Origin of the sequence: Pseudomonas sp. SW-3 (genome assembly GCF_016615645.1) — a bacterium.
Classification (GTDB): Bacteria; Pseudomonadota; Gammaproteobacteria; order Pseudomonadales; family Pseudomonadaceae; genus Aquipseudomonas; species Aquipseudomonas mandelii.
Map to the genome: position 1 here is coordinate 3,431,398 of NZ_CP067098.1, position 24,055 is coordinate 3,455,452.

General features: G+C 59.5%; 22 protein-coding genes. 12 read left to right on the forward strand and 10 right to left on the reverse strand.

Annotated elements, in window-relative coordinates:
- Positions 1-16 precede the first annotated feature (16 nt).
- The 4 genes from JIO00_RS15310 (at position 17) to JIO00_RS15325 (ending at position 4,303) form a co-directional block, all read left to right on the forward strand.
- Complete coding sequence (locus JIO00_RS15310) at positions 17-1,447, forward strand: heme utilization protein (RefSeq protein WP_200666164.1); 1,431 nt, start codon at positions 17-19, stop codon at positions 1,445-1,447.
- 62 nt (positions 1,448-1,509) lie between these two features.
- A complete protein-coding gene (locus JIO00_RS15315; RefSeq protein WP_010460547.1) occupies positions 1,510-2,190 on the forward strand; it encodes a C39 family peptidase in 681 nt (226 codons plus the stop codon).
- A gap of 33 nt (positions 2,191-2,223) precedes the next feature.
- Positions 2,224-2,976 carry a hypothetical protein gene (locus JIO00_RS15320; protein ID WP_169857707.1) on the forward strand — a complete coding sequence of 251 codons (753 nt, stop codon included), beginning with the start codon at positions 2,224-2,226 and terminating at the stop codon, positions 2,974-2,976.
- Between the two features lie 46 nt (positions 2,977-3,022).
- Entirely contained in the window at positions 3,023-4,303 is a 1,281-nt protein-coding gene (locus JIO00_RS15325; RefSeq protein WP_200666166.1) for a hypothetical protein, read from the forward strand.
- A gap of 72 nt (positions 4,304-4,375) precedes the next feature.
- Here JIO00_RS15325 and JIO00_RS15330 read toward each other — a convergent pair whose 3' ends face one another.
- Positions 4,376-5,701, reverse strand: a complete 1,326-nt coding sequence (locus JIO00_RS15330) for a sigma-54 dependent transcriptional regulator (RefSeq protein WP_010460554.1) — start codon at positions 5,699-5,701, stop codon at positions 4,376-4,378.
- Between the two features lie 342 nt (positions 5,702-6,043).
- Between JIO00_RS15330 and JIO00_RS15335 the strand changes: the two genes are divergently transcribed.
- The 3 genes from JIO00_RS15335 to nhaB all read left to right on the forward strand — a co-directional run bounded on the left by JIO00_RS15335 (position 6,044) and on the right by nhaB (position 9,450).
- Positions 6,044-6,310 (forward strand): hypothetical protein, encoded by a 267-nt coding sequence (locus tag JIO00_RS15335; RefSeq protein WP_010460556.1) that lies wholly within the window; start codon positions 6,044-6,046, stop codon positions 6,308-6,310.
- 270 nt (positions 6,311-6,580) lie between these two features.
- A complete protein-coding gene (locus JIO00_RS15340) occupies positions 6,581-7,870 on the forward strand; it encodes a hypothetical protein (protein ID WP_010460559.1) in 1,290 nt (429 codons plus the stop codon).
- A 77-nt stretch (positions 7,871-7,947) separates the two neighbouring features.
- Positions 7,948-9,450, forward strand: coding sequence for a sodium/proton antiporter NhaB (nhaB, locus tag JIO00_RS15345; protein ID WP_010460560.1), 1,503 nt, complete (start codon positions 7,948-7,950; stop codon positions 9,448-9,450).
- Between the two features lie 89 nt (positions 9,451-9,539).
- Here the strand turns inward: nhaB and JIO00_RS15350 are convergent, their stop codons facing one another.
- The 3 genes from JIO00_RS15350 to gnd are packed head-to-tail and all read right to left on the reverse strand — an operon-like array spanning position 9,540 to position 12,861.
- Positions 9,540-10,364 (reverse strand): Cof-type HAD-IIB family hydrolase, encoded by an 825-nt coding sequence (locus JIO00_RS15350; protein WP_010460562.1) that lies wholly within the window; start codon positions 10,362-10,364, stop codon positions 9,540-9,542.
- Complete coding sequence (zwf, locus tag JIO00_RS15355; protein ID WP_102595631.1) at positions 10,361-11,884, reverse strand: glucose-6-phosphate dehydrogenase; 1,524 nt, start codon at positions 11,882-11,884, stop codon at positions 10,361-10,363. The genes JIO00_RS15350 and zwf overlap by 4 nt, the downstream gene beginning before the upstream one ends.
- Positions 11,881-12,861, reverse strand: a complete 981-nt coding sequence (gene gnd, locus JIO00_RS15360) for a phosphogluconate dehydrogenase (NAD(+)-dependent, decarboxylating) (RefSeq protein WP_200666168.1) — start codon at positions 12,859-12,861, stop codon at positions 11,881-11,883. The genes zwf and gnd overlap by 4 nt, the downstream gene beginning before the upstream one ends.
- Before the next feature lie 272 nt (positions 12,862-13,133).
- On the opposite strand from gnd, the gene JIO00_RS15365 reads away from it, so the two are divergent.
- The 4 genes from JIO00_RS15365 (at position 13,134) to JIO00_RS15380 (ending at position 18,017) form a co-directional block, all read left to right on the forward strand.
- Positions 13,134-13,316, forward strand: a complete 183-nt coding sequence (locus tag JIO00_RS15365; RefSeq protein WP_077747795.1) for a DUF6026 family protein — start codon at positions 13,134-13,136, stop codon at positions 13,314-13,316.
- Between the two features lie 209 nt (positions 13,317-13,525).
- Positions 13,526-15,271, forward strand: coding sequence for a phosphoethanolamine transferase CptA (locus JIO00_RS15370; protein WP_200666170.1), 1,746 nt, complete (start codon positions 13,526-13,528; stop codon positions 15,269-15,271).
- Positions 15,272-15,473: 202 nt separating this feature from the next.
- Positions 15,474-17,711, forward strand: a complete 2,238-nt coding sequence (locus JIO00_RS15375; RefSeq protein ID WP_200666172.1) for a TonB-dependent siderophore receptor — start codon at positions 15,474-15,476, stop codon at positions 17,709-17,711.
- Between the two features lie 96 nt (positions 17,712-17,807).
- The gene (locus JIO00_RS15380; RefSeq protein ID WP_010460570.1) at positions 17,808-18,017 is read left to right on the forward strand and encodes a hypothetical protein; all 210 of its coding nucleotides are present in this window, start codon (positions 17,808-17,810) and stop codon (positions 18,015-18,017) included.
- Between the two features lie 56 nt (positions 18,018-18,073).
- On the opposite strand, the gene chrA is transcribed toward JIO00_RS15380, so the two are convergent.
- The 6 genes from chrA to JIO00_RS15410 all read right to left on the reverse strand — a co-directional run bounded on the left by chrA (position 18,074) and on the right by JIO00_RS15410 (position 22,739).
- Positions 18,074-19,282: a chromate efflux transporter gene (gene chrA, locus JIO00_RS15385; RefSeq protein WP_200666174.1), complete on the reverse strand. Its 1,209-nt coding sequence runs from the start codon at positions 19,280-19,282 to the stop codon at positions 18,074-18,076.
- Positions 19,283-19,288: 6 nt separating this feature from the next.
- Positions 19,289-19,780 (reverse strand): GNAT family N-acetyltransferase, encoded by a 492-nt coding sequence (locus tag JIO00_RS15390; protein WP_200668641.1) that lies wholly within the window; start codon positions 19,778-19,780, stop codon positions 19,289-19,291.
- A gap of 102 nt (positions 19,781-19,882) precedes the next feature.
- Positions 19,883-20,464, reverse strand: coding sequence for a DinB family protein (locus JIO00_RS15395; protein WP_077747790.1), 582 nt, complete (start codon positions 20,462-20,464; stop codon positions 19,883-19,885).
- Between the two features lie 18 nt (positions 20,465-20,482).
- A complete protein-coding gene (zapE, locus tag JIO00_RS15400; RefSeq protein WP_200666176.1) occupies positions 20,483-21,601 on the reverse strand; it encodes a cell division protein ZapE in 1,119 nt (372 codons plus the stop codon).
- A gap of 27 nt (positions 21,602-21,628) precedes the next feature.
- Positions 21,629-21,970 (reverse strand): nuclear transport factor 2 family protein, encoded by a 342-nt coding sequence (locus tag JIO00_RS15405; RefSeq protein ID WP_077747789.1) that lies wholly within the window; start codon positions 21,968-21,970, stop codon positions 21,629-21,631.
- Between the two features lie 52 nt (positions 21,971-22,022).
- A complete protein-coding gene (locus JIO00_RS15410; RefSeq protein ID WP_010460583.1) occupies positions 22,023-22,739 on the reverse strand; it encodes a helix-turn-helix transcriptional regulator in 717 nt (238 codons plus the stop codon).
- A gap of 201 nt (positions 22,740-22,940) precedes the next feature.
- Here JIO00_RS15410 and JIO00_RS15415 point away from each other — a divergent pair, with 201 nt between their 5' ends.
- The gene (locus JIO00_RS15415; RefSeq protein ID WP_200666178.1) at positions 22,941-23,993 is read left to right on the forward strand and encodes an aldo/keto reductase; all 1,053 of its coding nucleotides are present in this window, start codon (positions 22,941-22,943) and stop codon (positions 23,991-23,993) included.
- The last annotated feature ends 62 nt before the right edge of the window (positions 23,994-24,055 follow it).

Here is a 24,055-nt window from a genome sequence, read left to right on the forward strand (position 1 = left end):
AGTACGGAGAATCACCATGAAACCTTCGATGGCACTAAAGCCTCTGGTTTTCGCAATTGCTGCGGTCATGGCTGTTGCTGTACAAGCTGGGCAAAATGATCGGCGTGGCAACCATCATGGTCATCACAACGGTGGCCAACAACAAACCCCTCCTGCAAGAATGGTCCCAATCAATGCGACTGCCAATGCGACGGACCGGCAGAACAGTACCGGCAATAGCATCTGGAATGAAGGGACAGAAAACTCGGCCGAGATGAGCAGTTCGGCCGCAGGCGCGAGCGGCAACGTCGGCGTCAACGTGGCGGCAGGTAACGGCAACCAGCAAGACAACGCCGCCGCCATCGCCAACGCAGCCTCCGACAACGCCGCGATCGATAACAGCTTTGTGTTCGGCACGGCCACTGCCACCGCTGACGTGAGGCAAGTCAGCAACAATAACCGCGTCGACAACTTTGGCTCCACCAACTCTGCCGTGATGAGCGGATCCGGCGGCGGTAGCAGCGGCAACATGGGTATCAACATTGCTGGCGGCGATCTGAACCAGCAGAAAAATACCATGGCAATTGCCAACGCCAATGCTCCACTGGGTAATGCAACCGCCACCGCGTCCGCCGTTCAAAACGGTCCCGGCCTGATCGTGAACAACAACGCTGATCGGACCTACCGCGTTGATACGATCACCGTTACCAATACGGCGAGCGGCAGTTTCTCCAAAGATAAGTCGTTTGAGGCAAGCGGCAGTCAAAGCGCTTCTTCCAGCTGGAACAAAGCCGGTTCCAAAAGCTATGACGCCAGCGGGTCAAAAAGCGTTGATATAAGCGGTTCTCACAGCAGTAATGCCAGCGGTTCCAACAGCAGCAATGCCAGCGGTTCCAACAGCAGTAGTGCAAGCGGTTCTTCGAGCGCTTCTTTGAGTGCTTCCTTGAACGCTACGCTGGACGCTACTTCGGCGGCTTCCAACTCCACTACCGTCAATTTTGGCTTCGGCGACCGCACCCGCAGCTCGTCTTCCGACGCATCGCTTAACGCATCGCTCGACGCGACGCTTGATGCATCGATAGACAAATCGTATGACAGATCGCACGACTCTTCGTACGACAGATCGCGCGACTCCTCGTACGACAGATCGCGCGATTCGTCGTTCGAAAAATCGTATGACAAGTCGTACTCGAAGTCGTCTGACTCCTCGTACGAAAAATCGGGCAGCAAATCGTCCGAGTCTGAGTACGCAAAAGCGAAAGCCTACAGTGAAAGCAGCTCGTATGATTTGAGCAACACCTACTCTTATCAAGTGCTGACTCCAACTGGCTGGGCCAACCCTGTGACCAACACTGCAACCCTGAGCGGTTCGGTGAACGGCGGCAGCGGCAACCTGGGCGTCAACGTGGCGGCTGGTGTGGGCAACCAACAAAGCAACTCGTTGGCCATTTCCAACCAATCGTTCTAAATGCTGTCTCTGGAGGCCCCCTTACGGGGGCCTTTTTCAACATCACCAGAGGGCGTCCAATCATGCGTATTCTCGCCTTGGCATTTTTGCTTTGCGTGGCCACCGTGATCGAGGCCGCACAAATGCCGCTCTCCATCCTGCCGGGCGGCGCGTTGGTGTACAAGCCGATCCAGAGCGTTCGCGAGCGCAAATTTGCCGACCTGGTACAACAGAAAACCGACTTCAGTTGCGGCGCTGCGGCGCTGGCGACCATCTTGCGCCAAGCCTATTGGCTGGACGTGAATGAAGAACAGATCATCGAAGGCATGCTGGCACACTCCGATCAAGATCTTGTCCGTGTCCAGGGCTTCTCCATGCTCGACATGAAGCGTTACGTGGAAAGCATCGGCATGCGAGCCCGTGGCTATCGGGTAGCACCGGAAACGTTGAGTGATATCAGAATCCCGGTAGTGGTCCTCATGGATATCCGTGGCTACAAACACTTTGTGGTCATGCAAAGAGTCCATCAGGGCTGGGTCTACATCGGAGATCCGGTACTCGGTCATAAACGCTACAAAGTCGACGACTTTATCAAAGGCTGGAACGGCATCATCTTTGCCATCATCGGCCAGGGTTACGACAAAACCAATGCGTTGCTCGACCCGCCCATGCCGCTGACCGCCAGGAACCGCGTCAACGCCTTTAGCCCGGTGCAAGACGCAGAGTTGATGGATTTTGGATTTATCCAAAGCGACTTCTTCTAATAACAAGGGAGCACGACGCTCCGGGAGCATCCCATGAAGACTCCAATCTGGCTGGCCGTGGTCTGCCTGGCCGCCAGCCTGCCGACCCAGGCACAGACGTTCAAACCCATTGAACTGAAGGATCAGGAGTTGGCAACCCTGCGTGGCCGTTATGTCATGCCAGGACGGATTATCAGTTTCGGCATTTCGATGACCAGCACTTGGCAAAATGCCAATGGTGAAGTGATCGGGGCAACGTCCACGATGCAAATTCAACAATCGACCATCAAGCCACAGTTTTATGTGTCGATGATCGACGAAAAAGGGAATGGATCAACCCGTTCGCAAGGCGCCAGCACGGGCACCGGCACCGTCACTGGCGGCAACGGCCTCAATACCACCGAAGGCGTCACTCAAGTCGTACGGGCTGCCGGCGACAACAATACGGCCTACAACAACGTTGATATCAACGTCACCAAGGCAAACCAAGCGCCAGCAACGCAACAGCAGGGCCAGGCACTGGCCGCAGGCACGACATTGGTCGGCGCCAATGGCGCGGGCTCAATGAGCGTTTCCTCGACCGGTACGGGTGTGCAATTCAACATCGTGGCCAACAACAACCAGGGCAATACCGTACAACGCCTGGCCCAGGGTGGCCTGATGCAGAACACGACATTGCTCGGCAGTAGCAACCAGGTCCGCAACCTCACGTCCTTCAATGTCGTGCTGCGTGACAACGTGCCGTCAGCCGGATCGGTGAGCGGTAATCTGGACCAGCTCAAAGGTCTTCGCACTCTCGGATTCTGATCTACGCTCAGTCTCATCAGATGTAGTCAGAAGGGACGGCTAACACATGCAACGATCTTTTACGTTCAGAGCTTTGGTATGTTTGAGTAGCCTGGCCCCGGCCACAATGCTATACGCAGCACCGGACCCCCAGGTCGAAATCCTAAAACAAGAACTCATGGAGTTGAAACAGCGTTACGAAGCACAACAGAACGCGTTGATGGTACTTGAGCAACGCGTTCGCCAAGTCGAAGAAACACCGCAGCCACCAGTTCCCAAGCGCTTGACCAAATCCCCCGCCGAACCCTCCCGGGGTAACCAGGCGGTCGCCGCTGGTGCGCCGGGCACCACCGGCAGCTCATATGGCCAATCGCTCAAGGACGATTCGGAACCTGCGCAAAGCGTTTCCAACCTGTATGACGAAGCCAGCGGCTTCTTCGGTGGCGGCAAGTTCAGCGTCGAAACCGGCCTGACCTACACGCACTACGATACTCGCGCCTTGACGCTCAACGGCTTCCTGGCACTGGACTCGATTTTCCTCGGCAACATCAACCTCGACCGCATCAAGGCCGACAACTGGACCCTGGACCTGACTGCCCGCTACAACGTGGCACAACGTTGGCAGTTCGACATTAACGTCCCCGTGGTTTACCGCGAATCAACGTACTCCTCCGGCGGCGCTGGTGGCGCTGGTCCGGTGACGTCTGACGCCACCGTGACTCGCGACCCGACCATCGGCGATGTGAACGTTGGCGTTGCCTACAAGTTTCTGGATGAGTCGGTCAGCCTGCCCGATGCGGTTGCTACACTGCGCGTCAAGGCGCCGACCGGCAAGGACCCCTACGGCATCAAGCTGGTCAGCGACCCGACCAACGATAACCTCTCGGTCCCCGAGGATTTGCCGACCGGCAATGGTGTCTGGGCGATCACCCCGGGTATCTCGCTGGTCAAGACCTTCGACCCTGCCGTGCTGTTCGGCAGCCTGTCCTACACCTACAACGTTCAGGACTCTTTCAGCGACATCAGCCCTCAGGTCGGCTCCAAGGTGAAAGGGGACGTGAAGCTGGGCGATTCCTGGCAGATCGGCGCCGGCATTGCCTTCGCCTTGAACGAGAAGATGAGTATGTCGTTCTCGTTCACTGATCAGTTCGCCCGCAAGAGCAAGATCAGGCCAGACGGCGGCGACTGGCAGTCGATTTCCAACAGCGACTACAACTCGGCCAACTTCAACATCGGCATGACCCTGGCCGCCTCCGATAACCTGACGATCGTACCCAACCTGGCCATCGGCCTGACCGACGACTCGCCAGACTTCTCCTTCAGCCTGAAATTCCCGTACTACTTCTGATCCGCCACAACAAAGCCCCGCTGCGACTTCAATCCCAGCGGGGCTTTTGTATGTGGAACATTAAATCTGCGTCTAACGGATCTGATGCTTGTGCAACAAACGGTAAAAGGTCGGCCTGGATATCCCCAACACTTTGGCGGCAATGCTCAAGTTATCGCTGTGGCGGTTGAGTACATCGCACAAGGCCTGGCGTTCAGCGCGGGTCTTGTAGTCTTCCAGCGTGCCCATCGGCGCAGGAATGACGTGCTGGCTGATCAGCCCAAGGTCTCGCGCTTCGATCTGCCGGCCTTCGGCCAGTACCAACCCGCGACGTACCCGGTTGGCCAGCTCGCGAACATTGCCCGGCCAGTCGTGCTTGCCCATGGCAATCAAGGCGTCGTCGCTGAAGCTGCGGGGGCGGCGGCCGGTTTCATGGCTGTAGAAGTGGGAAAAGTGGTTGGCCAGCATGGATAAGTCGCCATGACGCTCACGCAGCGGCGCGGTGACGACCTGCAATACGTTAAGGCGGTAGTACAAATCCTCACGGAAGGTTTTTTTCTCGACGGCCGCCTCAAGGTCGACATGAGTCGCCGCCAACACCCGCACATCCACCGGAATCGGCTGGCTGCCGCCGACATGCTCGATATGTTTCTCCTGCAGAAAGCGCAGCAGATTGGCTTGCAACTCCAGTGGCAGGTCACCGATCTCATCGAGAAACAATGTGCCGCCATTCGCCGCTTCGATCCGACCGACCTTGCGTTGATGGGCGCCGGTAAAGGCGCCCTTCTCATGACCAAACAGCTCCGACTGGATCAAGTGTTCGGGAATGGCCCCGCAATTGATCGCCACAAACGGCTTGTTGTGACGCTGGGATTGTCGATGGAGCGTGCGGGCGACCAATTCTTTACCGGTTCCGCTTTCACCACGAATCAATACCGGAGACTCCGTAGGCGCCAGCTTGCTCAGTAACTTGCGCAGCTCGCGAATCGGTTTGCTGTCGCCAAGCAGCTCGTGCTCAGGCTGATCAATATGAATCGTGCCCTGTCCGCGCAGGCGCGCCATGCCGAACGCGCGGCCCAGCGTGACTTGCACCCGGGACACGTCAAACGGCAAGGTATGGAAGTCAAAAAACCATTCGCAAACGAAATCTCCGACATTTTGCAGGCGCAGGACTTCCTGGTTGAGCACGGCGATCCACTCGGTACCGCTGCGGCTGATCAGTTCTTTGACCGCTTCCGGGCGTTCCAGATGAAAAGGTTGTAATCGAAGGAGGCCGACGTCGCACGTTCGGTCGGCGGCGTTCTCCAAGGAACAGCTGTCAACATCCCAGCCCACAGAGCGCAGACCCGGCAGCAGACGATAGCAGTCGTCGCAGGGATCTACTACTAACAGACGTCGTAACGCAGGCGTTTCGATCATGACTGTTCCTTGACGCCAAACTTTAGGAAATATTATTAAAAACAGTCGTTTGGCGGATCTGGCTGTAACATTAGCAAGAATTTGACGCACCCTTGTACCGTTTGACTATAGGAACACCGCATTATTAGTTATAAGAATGAGTTTGTTAGTTACCTAACGAGTTCAACCTTTCATTCAGCTTTCAAAAACCGCTCTGCCATTGAGTATATGAAAGAAAGTTGAAATTTCTTTTGATTGAGTGTGACCTGACCCCCGGTTGAGGGCATCAGTACAAGTAACCAGCCGAACGGTAAGCCCAACCGACGGCCTGTCACTTGATTGGGCATATAGAGAGAAGACCCCATGACTGCCCCGCTCCGTATCAACGAAGCTCTTTTGATTGCCAACCGCGCATTCCAACCTTTTCAATGCGTGGCCTGGGCCCCACAAGACGGCAATGGCGAACTCAGCCTGACCATTATCGACCGCACCAATACCCACATTGGCCGCACACAAATTCCGAGCAGTACTTATTCCGACCCCGCGCAACTTGAACACATTCTTGAAGAAGCTCGCGCCGAATTGAGCGAGGAAGGTTACACGCTGCAATCGTGGTCGATGCCACACTAAGGACGTTGGCGGATGACTTAAGTTGTCCGCCTCTTCTCCTTTCTTTTAGCGAACTACGTCGCTCGTCACGCCCCCCCATTCCAACTTGCCCGCCACGAATTACTTGGCAGGCTTGTCAGTGGTTCGAAAAGTCACTGTTCTGGCACAAAGCGACCCTCCACCTGTGAGTTGTGACAGTTGTGCAATCGAGCGTTCAGGGATTGAATGTTCTGCACACGCAGTTGCCCTCCCGGTTCCCGGGTTTCGGTCAGCTCGCAAGGAGATGCGCGCATGCCCACCCTGACTGCTTTTGCCCGACCTGCCGCGCAGCGCACGGCCGGCCTCCTCGATAAAAGCTTCGCCTCCAACGGCAAAACCCAGGTGTATTTCGCCGGCAGTACGTCGAGCATCGCCAACGGCGTGGCGATCGACTCGAGCGGTCGCGTACTGGTAGCGGCGAAAGTCGGCACTCGAAGCGGCCATTGCTTTGGCCTGGCTCGCTTGCTTGAAGACGGTTCGGCAGACCTGGCATTCGGCGCTCATGGCAGCGTCATCGGGCAATTTCAGCGCGGTCATGAGGCCATGGCGGGAAAAGTCCTCGTATTGGGCGACGGGAACATCCTGGTCGCCGGCCTGCACTATGAGGACGCTCATCGGACGCTGCCGGCCTTGGCGATGTTCGACGCGCAAGGTCACCCGGTCAGGGACTTTGGCGACAATGGATGCTGTGTCATACGCCTGCCGGGGAATCTGTCCCAGGGCGTGCGCGACGCCTGGCTCCCTCCCGGCGTACCGGGGGCCGAAGCCTGCGACGTCCAGGTACAGGCTGACGGCCGAATCCTGCTGCTGGCCAATCACCCTTTCGAACTGGCCGATCACGTCGGCCTGCTGATTCGCCTGACCGACGCTGGCGAACTCGATACCTCCTTCAACGGCCGCGGCTTTGTCATGGTTAGGCATTTGCTGATGAACACCTGGCTCAGCAGCCTGCTGTTGCAGCGGGACGGCCGGATCATGGTCGGCGGATCGATCAATTTCCCTGAAGAAGGTTTGCTGGCGCGCTACCTGCCCGACGGCAGTCTGGATGATCACTTCGCCGTGGATGGTTTCATGACTTTCAGTGTTGAGGGGCACAGCGCTCAGGTCAGCCAGATCGTCCAGCAGGAAAATGGTGATTTGCATTGTTTTGGCAGCAGCCGCGACCCGATGCATTGCCTGGCGCTGACACTGCACAGCAACGGTCGCCCGGACGTTCATTGCAACGGTGGCCAGCCCCACCTGCTGAAAATCGGACCCAGTGGCTGCCAGTGGAACGCCGCCCAACTCCAGCCGGACGGCCGTGTACTGGCGGTTGGCGCCACGATTGGCGGAGTCGAAGCCGACTTTCTTCTGGCTCGGTACTTGCCGGGCGGGCAACTCGACCCTGGTTTTGCCGAGGGCACTTGTTGGGTTCGCACCCGTCTGGGGCGCAGCCTGGACACCGCCACATCAGTGGCCGTTCAGCCGAATGGAGGCATCGTCGTAGGCGGTTATTCGCTGGACGGCAACTACCGGGCGGTTGTGGTGCGCTATCTCGGCTAAGCCAACGACTTTTCCCCCACTTGATCTTCCCGTCGGCTTACGGCAAGTTGCGCGCTTCTTAATACAAGGAGTAGCCGATGTCCGGTTCAATGGCCCAGGCCTTCGCGCACAACTTTCTAGGCCACTCGCCTCGCTGGTACAAGGCGAGCATTGTCGGTTTCCTGATTCTCAACGCCCTGGTGTTGTGGACCGTCGGTCCGGTGGCGGCCGGTTGGCTGCTGGTGCTGGAGTTCATCTTCACCCTGGCCATGGCGCTCAAATGTTATCCGCTGATGCCCGGCGGGTTGCTGCTGATTGAAGCGCTGCTGCTGAAAATGACCACGCCACAGGCGCTCTATGACGAACTGATACACAACTTTCCGGTGATCCTGCTGCTGATGTTCATGGTGGCGGGCATCTACTTCATGAAAGACCTGCTGCTGTTTCTGTTCTCGCGCCTGCTGCTGGGGGTTCGTTCCAAGGCCCTGCTGGCCTTGATGTTCTGCTTTCTCTCGGCGTTTCTGTCGGCGTTCCTCGACGCCCTGACGGTGACGGCGGTGATCATCAGTGCCGCCGTGGGGTTTTACTCGGTGTATCACCGCGTCGCCTCGGGCAATGATCCGCGTCAGGACAGTGAGTTCAGTGATGACCAGCACCTGCCCAAATTGCACCACGACGACCTCGATCAGTTCCGTGCTTTCCTGCGTAGCCTGCTGATGCACGGTGCCGTGGGCACGGCATTGGGTGGCGTCTGTACGCTGGTCGGCGAGCCGCAGAACCTGTTGATCGGCCATGAAATGGGCTGGCACTTCGCCGAGTTTTTCCTGAAGGTCGCCCCGGTGTCGCTGCCCGTGCTGGCAGCGGGCCTGGTGACGTGCGTGCTGTTAGAGAAATTGCGCTGGTTCGGTTATGGCACGCTGCTGCCGGACAACGTGCGCGCGGTGTTGGCCAACTATGCCGCCGAAGACAATGCCGAACGCACTTCACGCCAGCGCGCAGCCTTGCTGGTGCAAGGCGCGGCGGCGCTGATCCTGATTGCCGGGCTAGCGTTTCATATCGCCGAGGTCGGCCTGATCGGCTTGATGGTGATCGTGTTGATCACCGCCTTCACCGGCATCACCGACGAGCACCGCATCGGCAACGCGTTCAAGGACGCGATGCCGTTCACGGCCCTGTTGGTGGTGTTCTTCGCGGTGGTTGCGGTTATCCACGATCAGCAGCTGTTCACGCCGCTGATCCAGTGGGTGCTGGCGCTGCCGGCCGATCAACAGCCGGGCATGTTGTTCATTGCCAACGGCTTGCTGTCGGCCATCAGCGACAACGTGTTTGTGGCGACCATTTACATCACCGAAGTGAAACAGGCGTTCATCTCCGGCCACATGAGCCGCGAGCATTTTGAAACGCTGGCCATTGCGATCAATACCGGCACCAACTTGCCGAGCGTGGCGACACCCAATGGCCAGGCGGCGTTTCTGTTTTTGCTGACGTCGGCGATTGCGCCGCTGATTCGCCTGTCGTATGGGCGGATGGTGTGGATGGCGGTGCCGTACACGGTGGTGATGGGTGTGCTGGGTTGGTACGCCGTGAGTTTCTGGCTTTGAGTTAGCAGGTTTGACGCCTTCGCGGGCAAGCCTCGTTCCCACAGGTCAGTGTAGGAGCGAGGCTTGCCCGCGAAGAACGATAACGCGGTTTAATCCACGTTGAGGATGTATTGCTCGATCGCCTGGGCCGCGCCGTCTTCGGTATTGGCACCTGTCACCACGTCGGCCTGGCGCTTCACCGCTTCTTCCGCCTGCCCCATGGCAATTGACAACCCGGCACGATGAAACATCGCCGGGTCATTGCCGCCATCGCCCATCGCGGCAGTCTGCTCCAGCGGCACACCGAGAAACTCCGCCAGTGTCGCCAGTGCGGCCCCCTTGTTGGCGAGCATCGCTGTCACGTCCAGGTACACCGGTTGCGACCGCGAGACTTGTGCCTGGCCTTCCACTTTCGGCAGCAGCTGCGCTTCCAGCTCAATCAACAACTGCGTGTTTTGGCTGGTGGCAACAATCTTGTCGATGCGCGTCAGATACGGCTCGAAACTCTCGACCACCACCGGCGGATAGCCGAGGCCGTGCTGCTCGCGTGGGACCATCGGCCCGTTCGGGTCTTTCAGCAACCAGTCACCGCCACTGAACACCCAGATTTCCACGTCCGCCTGATCGGCAAACAGCGCCAACGCCGTCAGCGCAGCCGTGGCCGGCAAATAATGCGCGACCAGCACGCTGCCGTCCGGATGGACGATCGTGCCGCCATTGAATGCCGCCGTCGGCAGGTCGACACCGAGCGCTTCGATCTGCTGCAGCATGGCTTTCGGTGGACGCCCGGTGGCCAGGCTGAACAGCACGCCGGCCTCACGTAACGAACGGACGGCCTCGATGGTGCGCTGACTGAGGCTGTGATCGGGCAGCAGCAAAGTGCCGTCCATGTCGCTCAGCAGAAAACGGATGGATTGTGGCGTGACGTCACTCATCCGAGGCTGTGCCAGACGCGACCGTCGCGGGCCAGCAGTTCATCAGCCGCCTCCGGGCCGTTCTCGCCCGCCGGATAGCGCTGCACGCTCGCGTCCTGCTGCCAGGCATCGAGGAATGGCTGCACGGCGCGCCAGCCGTTCTCGATGTTGTCGGCGCGCTGGAACAGCGTCTGATCACCCGTCAGGCAATCGTAGATCAGCGTTTCGTAGCCGGTGGACGGCTGCATTTCAAAGAAATCCTTGTAGGCAAAACCCAACTCGATGTTGGCCATTTTCAAGGCCGGCCCGGGCCGCTTGGCCAACAGGTCGAACCACATGCCTTCGTTGGGTTGAATCTGAATCCGCAGGTAGGTCGGTTGCAGCTCATCGACCTCGGTATCGCGGAACTGCGCGTAGGGCGCAGGTTTGAAGCAGATGACGATCTCGGTGTCACGCACGCTCATGCGTTTGCCGGTGCGCAGGTAAAACGGCACGCCGACCCAACGCCAGTTGTCGATCATGACCTTGAGCGCGACGTAGGTTTCAGTGTTGCTGTCGGACGCTACGTTGGCTTCCTCACGATAACCCGCCAAGGATTTGCCATCGAGTTCGCCGGCCGTGTATTGGCCACGCACCGAGTTGGCCCGCGCCTCTTCCGTGGACCACGGACGTATCGCGCCGACCACTTTGGCTTTCTCGCCACGGACCGCATCGGCGCCAAAGGCTGCCGGCGGTTCCATCGCGACCATCGCCAGCAACTGGAACAGGTGATTGGGCACCATGTCCCGCAAGGCGCCCGTGTGTTCATAAAAACTGCCACGGGTTTCCACGCCGACGGTTTCGGCGGCGGTGATCTGCACGTGGTCGATGTAATGGTTGTTCCAGAACGCTTCGAACAGGCTGTTGGAGAACCGGCTGATCAAAATGTTCTGCACGGTTTCCTTGCCCAGGTAGTGATCGATCCGGTAAATCTGGTTTTCCGACATCACCTTGAGCAGACATGCATTCAACGCTTCGGCGGTGTGCAGATCGGAGCCGAACGGTTTTTCGATCACCACCCTTCTGAACGCTTCGGGTGTCTCTTGCAGCAAGCCGGCGGCGCCGAGGCGGCGCACCACTTCACTGAAGAAACGTGGCGCGGTCGCCAGGTAGAACACCGCATTGCCCGTGCCGCTGGCGGCGATTTTCGCCGCCAGCGCTTGATATGTGCTGTCGTCCAGGAAATCGCCCTGGACGTAGCTGATGCCTTTGGCCAGTTTGGCCCACAGCGCCGGGTCAAGGGCTTCATCGCCCTTGCCGACTTTGGTGGCCGCTTCGGTGCGGATGAAATCTTCAAGCTTCTGCGCAAAGGCTTCGTCACTGATGGCGTTGTGGTCAACGCCGATGATCCGCAGTCCATCGCCTAGCAGACCGTCGCGACTCAGGTTGTACAGCGCCGGCATCAGCAAGCGCTTGACCAGGTCACCATGGGCACCGAACAGAAACAGCGTGGTCGGTGGTGCGGGTTCTGCTTTCGACTTATTGCGGATCAGACGGGTCATTTTTTCGAAGTCTCCACGTGGCCGCCGAAGCCGAAGCGCTGGGCCGAGAGGATCTTGTCGCCAAAGGTGCCTTGGCCGCGCGAACGGTAGCGCGAGAACAACGAGTTCGACAGCACCGGAACAGGCACCGATTGCTCCATGGCGGCTTCGATGGTCCAGCGGCCTTCACCGCTGTCAGCCACGGAGCCGGAGTACCCGTCGAGTTTCGGATCGCTGGCCAGTGCGTCGGCGGTCAGGTCGAGCAACCACGACGACACCACGCTGCCACGGCGCCAGACTTCGGCGATGTCGGCCACGTTCAGGTCGAAACGTTGGTCTTCCGGCAGGTTTTCGCTGGCTTTGGTCTTGAGGATGTCGAAGCCTTCGGCAAAGGCCTGCATCATTCCGTACTCGATGCCGTTGTGGATCATCTTCACGAAATGGCCAGAACCTGCAGGGCCGGCGTGGATGTAACCGCGCTCGGCGCGATCGTCTTCCGACTTGCGGTCCTTGGTACGCGGGATGCCGCCCATGCCGGGGGCCAGGCTGTCGAACAGCGGATCAAGGCGTTTCACCACCTCGGCTTCACCGCCGATCATCATGCAGTAACCGCGCTCCAGGCCCCAGACGCCGCCGGATGTGCCGACATCGACGTAGTGCAGGCCTTTTTCCGACAGGGTTTTCGCCCGGCGGATGTCGTCCTTATAGAAGGTGTTGCCGCCGTCGATGATGGTGTCGCCGGCTTCGAGCAAGGTGCTCAGGGAGTCGATGGTGTCTTCGGTCGGCGCACCGGCCGGCAGCATGACCCACACCGCACGTGGCTTGGCCAGGCCTGCGACCAGCGCCGGCAAGTCGATGACGCCCTTGGCGCCTTCTGCTGCCAGGGTGTCGACGAAGGCGGTATTGCGGTCGTAAACAACGGTGGTATGCCCGTTGAGCATCAGGCGACGCGCAATATTTCCGCCCATGCGGCCCAGTCCAATAATCCCGAGTTGCATGTGCTGATGCTCCCTACTACAAATAAAGTGTGTCAAAGGTTATAGCCCAACGCGACCAATGAGGGTTAGTCCAGAGCGTTGGCGTGAAGTTTCCGGGCATTGTGCCCGATCCTGACTGATAACGTCGGAAATCGAACTCAAGACACAACGACCATGAAAAATAAAAAAGTTCCCTTCAGGGGCAAAAGAAATCAAAATCGGTGCCGATAGTAATACAGCACCCGATGTCGGGGCGGTTTTACAGTTGATGCACGCCATTTGCGAGGTGAGCAATGGGCACAGTACAAGCAGCACGGCCAGCACAAACCCTTTACGTCACGATCCGTCGTGATGAATTGCGCCAGTTGAAAGAAGAGCGCGACCTGTTGAAGCAGGAGCTCGCGCAGCTGCGCTTACTCACACAAAGCTCTTCGGCTCAGCCCTTGCCCGTCACCGCGCGCGCACCACACGCCTGATCCCCCGCCTGACTCGGAAACAGCCTTCTGCTGTTTCCGACACCGCTTCCCAGCCTTGCCGTTTGCGGCAACTCACAAAGTTTTCACATCGAAGTGTTGATACTCCGGCTCACTATGGCCGCTCGGTATCCGCGCGGTTTCCGTTCGTCGGCAACATGGAAGGCTCCCGACGGGTCGACGCGATTTGATTTTTTTGGCTGGAGCGCTGAATGACTGTGTTTAAACGCAGCAATACGACTGCGAAAGGTTTTGATTGGGCAGGATTTCTCTGGTTGTTCCTGTTCTTCTGGTATTTTTCCGGCATCACCCAATTACTCATTCAATTGACGGGCACTTCGGGCTTCACCGGGTTCCGCCAAGCCTTTGTGATGAGCGCCATCTGGCTTGCACCGATGCTGCTGTTCCCTAGACAGACACGTGTCATGGCCGCGGTGATCGGCGTGGTGCTGTGGGCCTGCTCGATGGCCAGCCTGGGTTACTTCTTCATCTATCAGCAGGAATTCTCCCAGAGCGTCATCTTCATCATGTTCGAATCGAACATCAGTGAAGCGGGCGAGTACATGACCCAGTATTTCGCCTGGTGGATGGTGGCGGCGTTCCTCGCCCATACGCTGTTTGCTTATTTCCTGTGGACCCGCTTGCGCCCGGTGTACATGCCCCGTGGACGTGCGCTGGTGGCTGCAACCGCCATTCTGGTGGCCGTGGTCGGTTACCCGCTGATCAAGCAAACCGCGCGCACCGGCAGCCTGGCTGGTGGCTTCGAGAAATTCGAAACCCGTATCGAGCCGGCGGTGCCTTGGCAGATGGCAGTGGCGTATCACCGTTACCTCGACACCCTGGCCGGCATGCAAGACATGCTCGACAGCGCGAGCAAGATCCCACCGCTCAAGAACCTCAAGGACACGATGGCCAACCAGCCAGCGACCCTGGTGCTGGTGATCGGCGAGTCCACCAACCGTCAGCGCATGAGCCTCTATGGCTACCCGCGTGAAACCACGCCGGAACTGGACAAGCTCAAGGATCAGATGGCGGTCTTCGACAACGTCATCACCCCGCGCCCGTACACCATCGAGGCGTTGCAGCAGGTGCTGACGTTCGCCGACGAAGAAAACCCGGACCTTTACCTGTCCACGCCGTCACTGGTCAGCATGATGAAACAGGCCGGTTACAAGACCTTCTGGATCACCAACCAGCAAACCATGACCAAGCGCAACACCATGCTCACCACGTTCTCCGAACAGGCCGACGAGCAGGTGTACCTGAACAACAACCGCAACCAGAACGCCGCGCAGTACGATGGCGACGTCATCGCACCATTCAACAAGGCCCTGGCAGACGCCGCACCGCGCAAGCTGATCGTGGTGCATTTGCTCGGCACGCACATGAGCTATCAGTACCGGTACCCACCGACCTTCAACAAGTTCACCGATCGCAAAGGCGTGCCGGACGGCGTGCGTGACGACCAGGTGCCGACGTACAACAGCTATGACAACGCCGTGCTGTACAACGACTTCGTGGTGTCCAGCCTGATCAAGGACTACGCCAAGTCAGATCCGAACGGCTTCCTGATGTACCTCTCGGACCACGGCGAAGATGTCTTCGACTCCGTGGGCCACAGCACGCTGGGACGCAACGAGGCCAAGCCGACGGCGCCGATGTACACCATTCCGTTCATGGCCTGGGCTTCGCCGAAATGGCGTGAAACCCACGACTGGAGTTTTGCCGGTGACCTGGCGCGGCCTTACAGCAGCTCGCAACTGATCCACACCTGGGCGGACTTGGCGGGTCTGAGTTTTGATGAGCTGGACCGCAGCAAGAGCCTGGTCAGCGACAGCTTCACGCCGCGTCCGTTGATGATCGGCAATCCGTATGAGCGTCAGTCGCGCCCGCTGATCGACTTCAGCCTGATGAAACCGAAAAGCACGTCGACCGATCCGGCAGTCGCGCAGAAATGATGCCCTGAGGGATCGGCGCCGATCTTTCACTCTGTCGAGAACCCTGCGGGAGCTTGCTCCCACAGGGTTACACAAGCCCCCGCCATAACCTCTCCGAAACATCTTAAAATAACAATAATTCTCGTTTAGACCTAAATCCCCTCTCCCCCCTTCGTCTTTGAACAAACGGAATTTTTCCCTCGAAGACAAGGAGTCGGCTGCGATGTTCGCGCCTATCACCCGTTCCATGACCTTTACCCTGGGCCTGTGCAGTGCTGCGCTGAGCCCCGACCTGCTGGCTGAAACTGCCCCGGATCAAGAGCCGAGCCGCACCCTTGAACTGGGTGCAACCAATGTGACAGCCCAGGGATTGGGCAGCACCACCGAAAACACCGAGTCATACACCACCGGTGCCATGAGCACCGCTACGCGGCTCAACCTGTCGATCAAGGAAACGCCGCAATCGGTGTCCGTGGTCACGCGCCAGCAAATGGACGACTTCAAACTCGGCACGCTTTCCGAAGCCATGAGCCAGACCACCGGCGTGGTGGTTCAGCACAACGATTCGGACCGCGTCAGCTATTCGTCCCGTGGTTACTCGATCAACAACTTCCAGATCGATGGAATGCTCAACACCTTCAGCTACATGAAGTCCGATTCCGACACCATTATTTACGACCGCATCGAAGTGGTTCGCGGCGCGACCGGCCTGACCACGGGCGCCGGCGATCCTTCCGCGACGATCAACATGGTGCGCAAACGGCCGACCGCACAATGGGAGGCCCAGACCGGTGTCAGCGGCGGCAGCTATGACGATTACTACAGTTACGTCGATGTCGGCGGACCGCTGGCCTTCGACGGCCGCCTGCGCGGTCGCGGTGTGCTGGCTTATCGCGACAGCGGTTCCTACCGAGACAAGTACGCGTTGCAACGGGAAGTCGGCTACGGGATTCTCGAAGCCGACCTGACCGATGACACCGTGCTGGCCGTGGGATACGACTACCAAAACAAACAGGTGCAAGGCACCTCTTGGGGCACCGTGCCCTACTGGAATGCTGACGGCAGCAAAGCCAACCTCGGACGCTCCACCAACATGGCCACGCCGTGGAGTTCCTGGCCACTGAAAGACAAGACCGCGTTTACCACGCTGGACCAGCAACTGGGCGCCGGCTGGCACCTCAAGGCCGCTTACACCCACCGTGAGAGTGACACCGACGGCAAGATCTACTACGGCGGTGGCGGCTTCCCCGAGGCAGATCGCAGCGGCATGATCGCCAACGTCAGCCACATGGTCGGCACGCAAAAAATGAAAGCCTATGACTTCAACGTGTCCGGCCCTTATTCGCTGCTCGGGCGTGAGCACGAAATGATGATCGGCTATGGCGAAGCCGAACGCAGCGAAGACAACCCTTACACGGTAGACGGCCCGCGGTCGCCGGATTACGAGAAAGTCCCCGACTGGAAGTACATGGGCGGCATTCCCAAATTCCCGGACACCGTCACCGGCCTGAAAGGCTCCGATGAAAGCACCCGGCAAAAGGCCGGTTACCTGGCCACGCGCCTGACCCTGACCGACGACCTGCACGCGGTACTCGGCAGTCGCTATGGCACGTGGGAAATTTCAAGAAAGGCCAACCAATACGACGGCAATCTGCAATTGACCGGTGTCGAATCCACCAGCCAGAAGCACAACGACATGTGGACACCGTACGCCGGGCTGCTCTACGACATCACGCCTGAATACACCGCTTATGTCAGCTACACCGATATTTTCAAGCCGCAGGACGAGCGTGACAGCAATCACAACTACCTCGAGCCAGTGGTCGGCAGCAACTATGAACTGGGGCTCAAGGGCAGCCTGCTCGAAGAGCGACTGAACCTCGCCACCGCGGTGTTCTGGAGCAAGCAGGATAACGTGGCCGAACTCGACGACTCGGTGCCACCGGACCCGGTCACCGGAGAGGAGTTCTTTAAATCGGGCGGCAAAGGCAACAAAGTCCAGGGTTTCGAAGCCGAGGTCTCAGGTGAAGTGATGGCAGGCTGGAACATGACGGCCGGCTACACCTACACCCACTCGGCCAATGGCGAGAAGCAGCGCAACAACACCAACCAGCCGTTGAACATGTTCCGCTTCTCCACGGCTTATCGCTTGCCCGGCGACTGGCAGGCACTGACCGTGGGCGGCGCCGTGAACTGGCAAAGCGACGTCTACCGCGCCGCCAGACGCCCGGTCGGCCGTGGCGCCGATGGCGAAATCATTACCGCCAGCACCCACATCCGTCAGGAGGCCTACACGGTGGTCAAACTGATGTCGCGCTACGCATTTGATCAGCACCTGTCGGCTTCGCTGAACGTCGATAACCTGTTCGACAAGAAGTATTACGACAACGTCGGCTTCTACAACGGCGTCTACTGGGGTGACCCGCGCACGGTCACCCTGAGCCTGGACTGGAAGCTCTGACGCAGATCATATCCAGCTGACGGAATCGGCGGATAATGGCTTGGCAACATTGGTTCATGGACGAAAGAGCACCCTATCCGCAGTAGGAGGCACACCATGAAACGTACCGCGTTGATCCTTGCCAGTCTGATGATGTTCGGTTCGACCGCAGCCTTTGCCGAAGGCGGTGCCGAGCGCATGAGGTATTACTTCGAAACCCTGCACTTCAAACAACAGCAGGCCAACGGCATCGAGACCAGGACGATCGAGCTGAGGGTTCCGAACGATCAGACCGCGCAAGTGACCGAAACCTATCGGCCGACATAAACGATGGCAAACGGGCGTTCTGAGGGACGCCCTTTTTTATGCCCGCTCGACAGTTTTCACGCGCCCAGCAGCACCCCGCAAAACCCGCCCAGCAGCACCAGTAACCACGGCGGGCACCGCCAGAACAGCAGCGCCATCAATGCCAGGACCGCCATCAGAACATCCAGCGGCCCGAGGATCGAGGTGGTCCACAATGGCTGATACAACGCAGCCAGCAACAACCCGACCACCCCGGCGTTCACCCCGGCCAGCGCCGCTTGCACTCGGCCAATGCCACGCAAGCGTTGCCAGAACGGCAGGACGCCGATCACCAGCAGCAGCGACGGCAGGAATATCGCCAGGACGCACACCAGCGCGCCGCTCCAGCCGCTGATGGACGCGCCAAGGAACGCCGCAAACGTGAACAATGGTCCTGGCATCGCTTGCGCGGCGGCGTAACCGGCGAGAAACACGTCATTGTCGAGCAATCCCGTGCTCACGACCTGGCTTTGTAACAGCGGCAACACCACATGGCCGCCGCCAAACACCAGCGCCCCCGTGCGGTAGAAACGGTCGAACAGGCTGGTCAGCGAGTCCGGCCAGTAATGCGCAATCAACGGCAACCCCAACAGCAACGTCACGAACACAGCCATCGCCAGCCAGCCGGCCACGCGACTGACCCGAATCGACAAACCCTCCCGTGGCGCTGCATTGGCGTTGTGCAGCAAGACCAGGCCGATCAGCGCCGCCACGGCCATCACCGTCAGTTGCCCGCCCATCGTTGGCCAGAGCAACACCCCGGCAGTCGCCAGCAGCGTGATGGCCACTTGCACCGGACCTCGGCATAACGTGCGGGCCATTCCCCACACGGCCTGGGCAACCACGGCGACGGCGACAATTTTCAGCCCGTGAATCAAACCGGCCGGCAACGCCCAGCCACCGTGGGTGATGCCCAATGCCAGCAGCGTCAGGATCAGCGCCGAGGGCAAGGTAAACCCTGCCCACGCCGCCAATGCCCCCCAATAGCCGGCGCGGGACAAACCCAGCGCCATGCCCACCTGGCTGCTCGCCGGGCCCGGCAGAAACTGGCACAGGGCAATCAGTTCGGCGTAGGCGGCTTCGCCGAGCCAGCGCCGACGCGCCACGAACTCGTCACGAAAATAGCCCAGATGGGCGACAGGACCGCCAAACGAGGTCAGCCCCAGGCGCAGAAAGATCAGGAAAATCGCCCACGGCTTGTCCGTTTTCACGGGTGCCCTGCCTTGCGCGTCATCGAGGCGGCTCATGTGGCGTTAAAGGTCCTTGGTCCAAAACAGCACTCGGCCATGGGCCGGGTCGAACATGCCGGGGGCAAATCCGAACTTGCCATAAGACGCCTGCGCGACGGCATTACCCTCGAGGACTTCCAGGGTGATCTTGCAGCAGCCGCGCTGGCGGGCGATGTCTTCAACTTTTTGCAGCATCTTCTGGCTCAACCCCAGGCCGCGAAACCTGGGCATCACCGCCACATCGTGCACGTTGACCAGCGGCCGGCAGGCAAACGTCGAGAAACCTTCGAAGCAATTGACCAGCCCGGCCGGTTCGCCACCGACAAACGCCAGCACGCTGAATGCATGAGGACGCTTGGCCAGTTCCCCCGGCAGTTGCCGCAGGATGTCTTCGGGCAGTGGGTGCCCGCCGCCCATCGGGTCTTCGGCGTAGGCATTGAGCACCACACCGATCGCCTCGGCATGCAGCCCATTGGTGTAGCTGGCCTGAAGCACCAGAATGTCTGCGGATTCCATTTCCATCGTCAACGTCCCGTCAAATTGGCCCAGCGCGTCGCTCGCGCCGGGAGGTCGACGGACATTATCGCGAGGTGCATTCGGCGGCAACCCGAACCTGTTTCAAACGCCCCAGATCAGCGTTTCGGTCCAGCCCAACTCGGCAAAATCCTCAGCCCTCAGGTGCGACTCCCCGGCACAGAAAAACTCGTCCAGCTGCGGCGGCGTGACCGAGGTGCCGCTGAGCATCGCGTGGACCTGGCCGCGATGATGCAGCTGGTGTTCGAACAAATGCGACAGCAGGCGCAGACGGCTGTCATGTTGCGGCGTGTCCCGGGCGATGGTCACGATGCGTCCCAGGTCGGCGTCGCGCAATTGTTCGCAATAGGCAATCAGACGACGGTCCACATGCGCTTGTTCACGCTGCAAGTCGGCAGCCGCAGCGAACGGCTCGTCTTTGGCAAAGAACACATAGCAATCAGGATGCGGATCGTCCCCGCGCAGTTCCCGCTCCAGCGCATCCACGTAAAACCAGTCGCACGTCAGGATGTGGTTGAGGGTGGCGATCAGGCTGGGGAAGAAGCTCACTCGCGGTGCCGCCAGTTCGGCCGGGCTCAGCTGAGTCCAGGCCTTGGCGAGTCGGTAATTGGCCCAGGCATTCTGATACGCCATGGTCAGCAAATGATGAGACAGAGGCTGATTCATATTCGCGGCTCCCGGCCATCAGGCTTCGGCGAAACGTTGCAACTGCATTTCCTGTAAACGGCTTAACGTGCGGCGGAACGGGAATTCCAGATAACCCTCGGTGTACAACGCCGCCATCGGCACCTGCGCTTCGAGGTACAGCGGCACCTTGCGGTCGTAGCACTCGTCCACCAGGGCAATGAAACGCCGGACACCGTCGTCATGCACCGACAATTGCGGCAGCTCGCGATCACCGGCCACGACCCGTTCGGCACCGTCTTCCGTGCCTCGGGCGATGCGTCCTTCACGTTTCTGTGCGCTCAGATTTGGTACTTCACTCAACAGAATAGCGCTGAAGGTGTCGCACAGCGCCATGAAGTCCATGGCGGCGAACGGTTGTTCGCACAGGTCGGCGTAGCGGCACCAGAGTACTGTCGAACTGGCCTGCACCACAGTGACCGAGCGGTAACCAACCATGATCGGATCGCTGGACGTGGGCTGGCCTGCGGTCAACCCGTTGAACACCTCACCGAGCGCGCTCGGCTGCCCGGGCGCCGCCACCCAATACCGTTGCAGACCCGCGCCGGGATGCAGGCGATGGTCTTCGCCGCCATCCACCGCGATCACCTGCATGTGTTTTTTGATCGCTTCGATGGCGGGCACGAAGCGGTCGCGGTTGAAGCCATCGGCGTATAGCTGGTCCGGCGGTTGATTGGAGGTGCAGACCACCACCACGCCCTGCTCGAACATCACCTGAAACAAACGCCCGAGAATGATCGCGTCGCCGATGTCGTTGACGAACAGTTCATCGAAACACAGCACCCGCACTTCCTGGCTCAACTCACGGGCCAACGCCTTCAACGGGTCGGCGGTGCCGGTCAGCTGGAACGAGCGCTGATGCACCCAGCCCATGAAATGGTGAAAGTGTTGGCGTCGGGCCGGGACCTTGAGATTTTGGTAGAACTGATCCATCAACCAGGTTTTGCCCCGTCCGACCGGCCCCCAGAGGTAAACGCCGGTGATCGGCGTGCGGCCTTCATGCAGGGCTTCGTGGCATTTTTGCAGCGCCCACACGGCATGTTCCTGGGCTTCGTCCTGGACGAAGCCCTTCTGTTCAATGGCGTGTTGCCAGGCGCTTAGGGGAGAGTCGACATTCATGCGCGGCAGTATGCCATGCGCTCGGGTTTACAGAGAGATGTCCAGCCGGGCGATCTTGCCCTGCTCGTTGAGGCGGAACATGTAGCGCAGTTCCAGCGGACTGCCGGGAAAGGTTCCGGAAATCAGGTTGTGCACCAGGACTTTGCCGGTACGTTGCTGAACGTCGAGCACTTCGACCCGTGGTTCATAACGCTGCGCGGTGTCTTGCATCCATTGGGCGATGGCTTGCGTGCCGATCCGGTGTTGGCCCTCATCGAACACGTTGGCGTCCTCAGCAAAAAAACTGCCGACCCGCGAGGTGTCGCGGGCATTGGCGGCAGCAATGTAGGCGGCGATGGCGGGTGCCAGTGAAGAGGCTGGATTGGACATGGGTGCGGCTCCTTGTTGTTTGATTCTGGAGCCATGCTAGAACAGGTCTGTGTCAATTCTTGTCAGGAGTGAAACGCCCGGCGTCATCCAGTTGCATCTGCTTGTGCCAGGTGCGCAACAGGTCGCTGCGTCGCCCCGGATAGCGCTCGCCCTGCTCGTGAGCGGCCGAGATCCGGTCGGTACGAAACGTGCGGTAGGCACTGCGCAATTCGCACCAGGCGACAATGATCCGCACCTCATTGAGAAAACCCAGCGCCAATGGCCAGATCAGCCGCTGACTGGGCACCTGTTGAGCGTCTGCATAATCGATGTTCAGCTTGGATTGATCGCGAATCGCCTGGCGAAACACGTTCAACGGCACGGCGTTTTGCGGATACCCATAGCCGCGCGGGCCCGGCAACACCGTCGGGTTGCGCAAAGCATCCTGAGCTTCAGGCGCCAACACGGCGGCAATCTTCGCCAGGGCATCGGCCGCGGCTTTGCTCAACACCTCGTCGCCACGCTGATCGACGTAACGCAATCCGAGCACGATGGCTTCGGTTTCGTCGGCATTGAGCATCAGAGGCGGCAGGAACAACCCGCTGCGCAACACGTAGCCGACCCCTGCTTCGCCGAAGATGGGTGCGCCCAGCGCGGTCAACTCGGCGATGTCGCGGTACAACGTGCGTTCGGAAATCTGCAATTCCCCGGCGAGCGTCGCGGCCGTGGCCGGACGACTTTTACCCCGCAGCACTTGCAACAACGTGAGTAAACGAGTGGTACGCGACACGATCGGCAGGCTCTTTCCTGAAAAGTCGTCGGAGCTTAGCAGAGGCCGCTGTCAGAAGTTGGCAGGAGCGCCGCCCTGGTGGTCAGCTGTTTTTCCCTGCATGGAAAAGCGCCTTGACGAGCCATATTACTCGCATCATATTAAATACATGTTGCTGGACATTTAAATTGCCCCCCGGCGTCGTTCCTCAGGAGTTACCTCATGCATTACACAGTCTTCGGCCGCAAAACCGGCTTGCGGGTTTCGGAACTGGCGCTGGGCGCCGGTAACTTCGGCACCGGCTGGGGGCATGGCGCCGAGCGTGACGAAGCCAAGCGCATTTTCGACGGTTACCTGGAAGCCGGCGGCAACTTCATCGACACCGCCAACGGTTATCAGGCCGGCCAGTCGGAAGCCATGCTCAGCGAGTTCATCGCACCGGAACGCGATCGTCTGGTTATCGCCACCAAATACACCATGGGTACCACGCCATCCGCGGGCATTTCCCACACCGGCAACAGCCGCAAGAACATGGTTCGTGCCGTGGAAGAAAGCCTGAAACGGCTCAACACCGATCACATCGACCTGTTCTGGGCGCACATCAGTGACGGCGTGACGCCGATGGAAGAGATCCTGCGCGGCTTCGACGACCTGGTGCGCGCCGGCAAGATTCACTACGCCGGGCTGTCGAATTTCCCGGCCTGGCGCATTGCTCGCGCCGATGTCCTGGCCGAAGTACGCGGTTTCGCGCCGATTGCAGCGATTCAGGCCGAATACAGCCTGGCCGAACGCACCGCCGAACGTGAGTTGCTGCCGATGGCCGAAGCGCTCGGGCTGGCGGCTACGATCTGGTCGCCGCTGGGTGGCGGGTTTCTCACGGGCAAGTACCGCAGCAATGATGACAACAACCGCGCCGCCAAACTCGGCATGCTGGTCCACACCGAGAAAAGCGCCCACGAAACCGCCCTGCTCGACACCTTGCTCGCAGTGGCAGCGGAGCTTGAAGCCACGCCGACCCATGTGGCCATTGCCTGGCTGCGGGAAAAGGCCAAGCGTTCGACGACGGCGCTGATTCCGATTCTGGGTTCGCGCACTCGTGAGCAACTGGATGCAACATTGGGCGCGTTGACGGTGCAATTGAGCCCGGAGCAATTGTCGCGGCTTGATGGGGTCAGCAACGTGCCGAAGGGCGTGCCACATGAAACGATTGCCGGTTCGGCGGCGCGGTATACAGGGGCTGAAACCCTTGACCTGCCAATCATTCCGGTGGCCTGAAAAAGCTTCGCGGGCAAGCCTCGCTCCTACGGATTTGTGGCGTTCACAGACTTTGTGTTCGC

Bases quoted from the DNA above. Each gene is read 5' to 3' on its own strand.
- JIO00_RS15395 (WP_077747790.1), bottom strand. From the start codon at position 20,464: ATGAATCAGCCTCTGTCTCATCATTTGCTGACCATGGCGTATCAGAAT.
- JIO00_RS15315 (WP_010460547.1), top strand. From the start codon at position 1,510: ATGCGTATTCTCGCCTTGGCATTTTTGCTTTGCGTGGCCACCGTGATC.
- JIO00_RS15370 (WP_200666170.1), top strand. From the start codon at position 13,526: ATGACTGTGTTTAAACGCAGCAATACGACTGCGAAAGGTTTTGATTGG.
- JIO00_RS15405 (WP_077747789.1), bottom strand. From the start codon at position 21,970: ATGTCCAATCCAGCCTCTTCACTGGCACCCGCCATCGCCGCCTACATT.
- gnd (WP_200666168.1), bottom strand. From the start codon at position 12,861: ATGCAACTCGGGATTATTGGACTGGGCCGCATGGGCGGAAATATTGCG.
- zwf (WP_102595631.1), bottom strand. From the start codon at position 11,884: ATGACCCGTCTGATCCGCAATAAGTCGAAAGCAGAACCCGCACCACCG.
- JIO00_RS15380 (WP_010460570.1), top strand. From the start codon at position 17,808: ATGAAACGTACCGCGTTGATCCTTGCCAGTCTGATGATGTTCGGTTCG.
- JIO00_RS15335 (WP_010460556.1), top strand. From the start codon at position 6,044: ATGACTGCCCCGCTCCGTATCAACGAAGCTCTTTTGATTGCCAACCGC.
- JIO00_RS15330 (WP_010460554.1), bottom strand. From the start codon at position 5,701: ATGATCGAAACGCCTGCGTTACGACGTCTGTTAGTAGTAGATCCCTGC.
- chrA (WP_200666174.1), bottom strand. From the start codon at position 19,282: ATGAGCCGCCTCGATGACGCGCAAGGCAGGGCACCCGTGAAAACGGAC.
- zapE (WP_200666176.1), bottom strand. From the start codon at position 21,601: ATGAATGTCGACTCTCCCCTAAGCGCCTGGCAACACGCCATTGAACAG.
- JIO00_RS15325 (WP_200666166.1), top strand. From the start codon at position 3,023: ATGCAACGATCTTTTACGTTCAGAGCTTTGGTATGTTTGAGTAGCCTG.
- JIO00_RS15365 (WP_077747795.1), top strand. From the start codon at position 13,134: ATGGGCACAGTACAAGCAGCACGGCCAGCACAAACCCTTTACGTCACG.
- JIO00_RS15415 (WP_200666178.1), top strand. From the start codon at position 22,941: ATGCATTACACAGTCTTCGGCCGCAAAACCGGCTTGCGGGTTTCGGAA.
- JIO00_RS15320 (WP_169857707.1), top strand. From the start codon at position 2,224: ATGAAGACTCCAATCTGGCTGGCCGTGGTCTGCCTGGCCGCCAGCCTG.
- JIO00_RS15340 (WP_010460559.1), top strand. From the start codon at position 6,581: ATGCCCACCCTGACTGCTTTTGCCCGACCTGCCGCGCAGCGCACGGCC.
- JIO00_RS15390 (WP_200668641.1), bottom strand. From the start codon at position 19,780: ATGGAATCCGCAGACATTCTGGTGCTTCAGGCCAGCTACACCAATGGG.
- JIO00_RS15375 (WP_200666172.1), top strand. From the start codon at position 15,474: ATGTTCGCGCCTATCACCCGTTCCATGACCTTTACCCTGGGCCTGTGC.
- JIO00_RS15310 (WP_200666164.1), top strand. From the start codon at position 17: ATGAAACCTTCGATGGCACTAAAGCCTCTGGTTTTCGCAATTGCTGCG.
- nhaB (WP_010460560.1), top strand. From the start codon at position 7,948: ATGTCCGGTTCAATGGCCCAGGCCTTCGCGCACAACTTTCTAGGCCAC.
- JIO00_RS15350 (WP_010460562.1), bottom strand. From the start codon at position 10,364: ATGAGTGACGTCACGCCACAATCCATCCGTTTTCTGCTGAGCGACATG.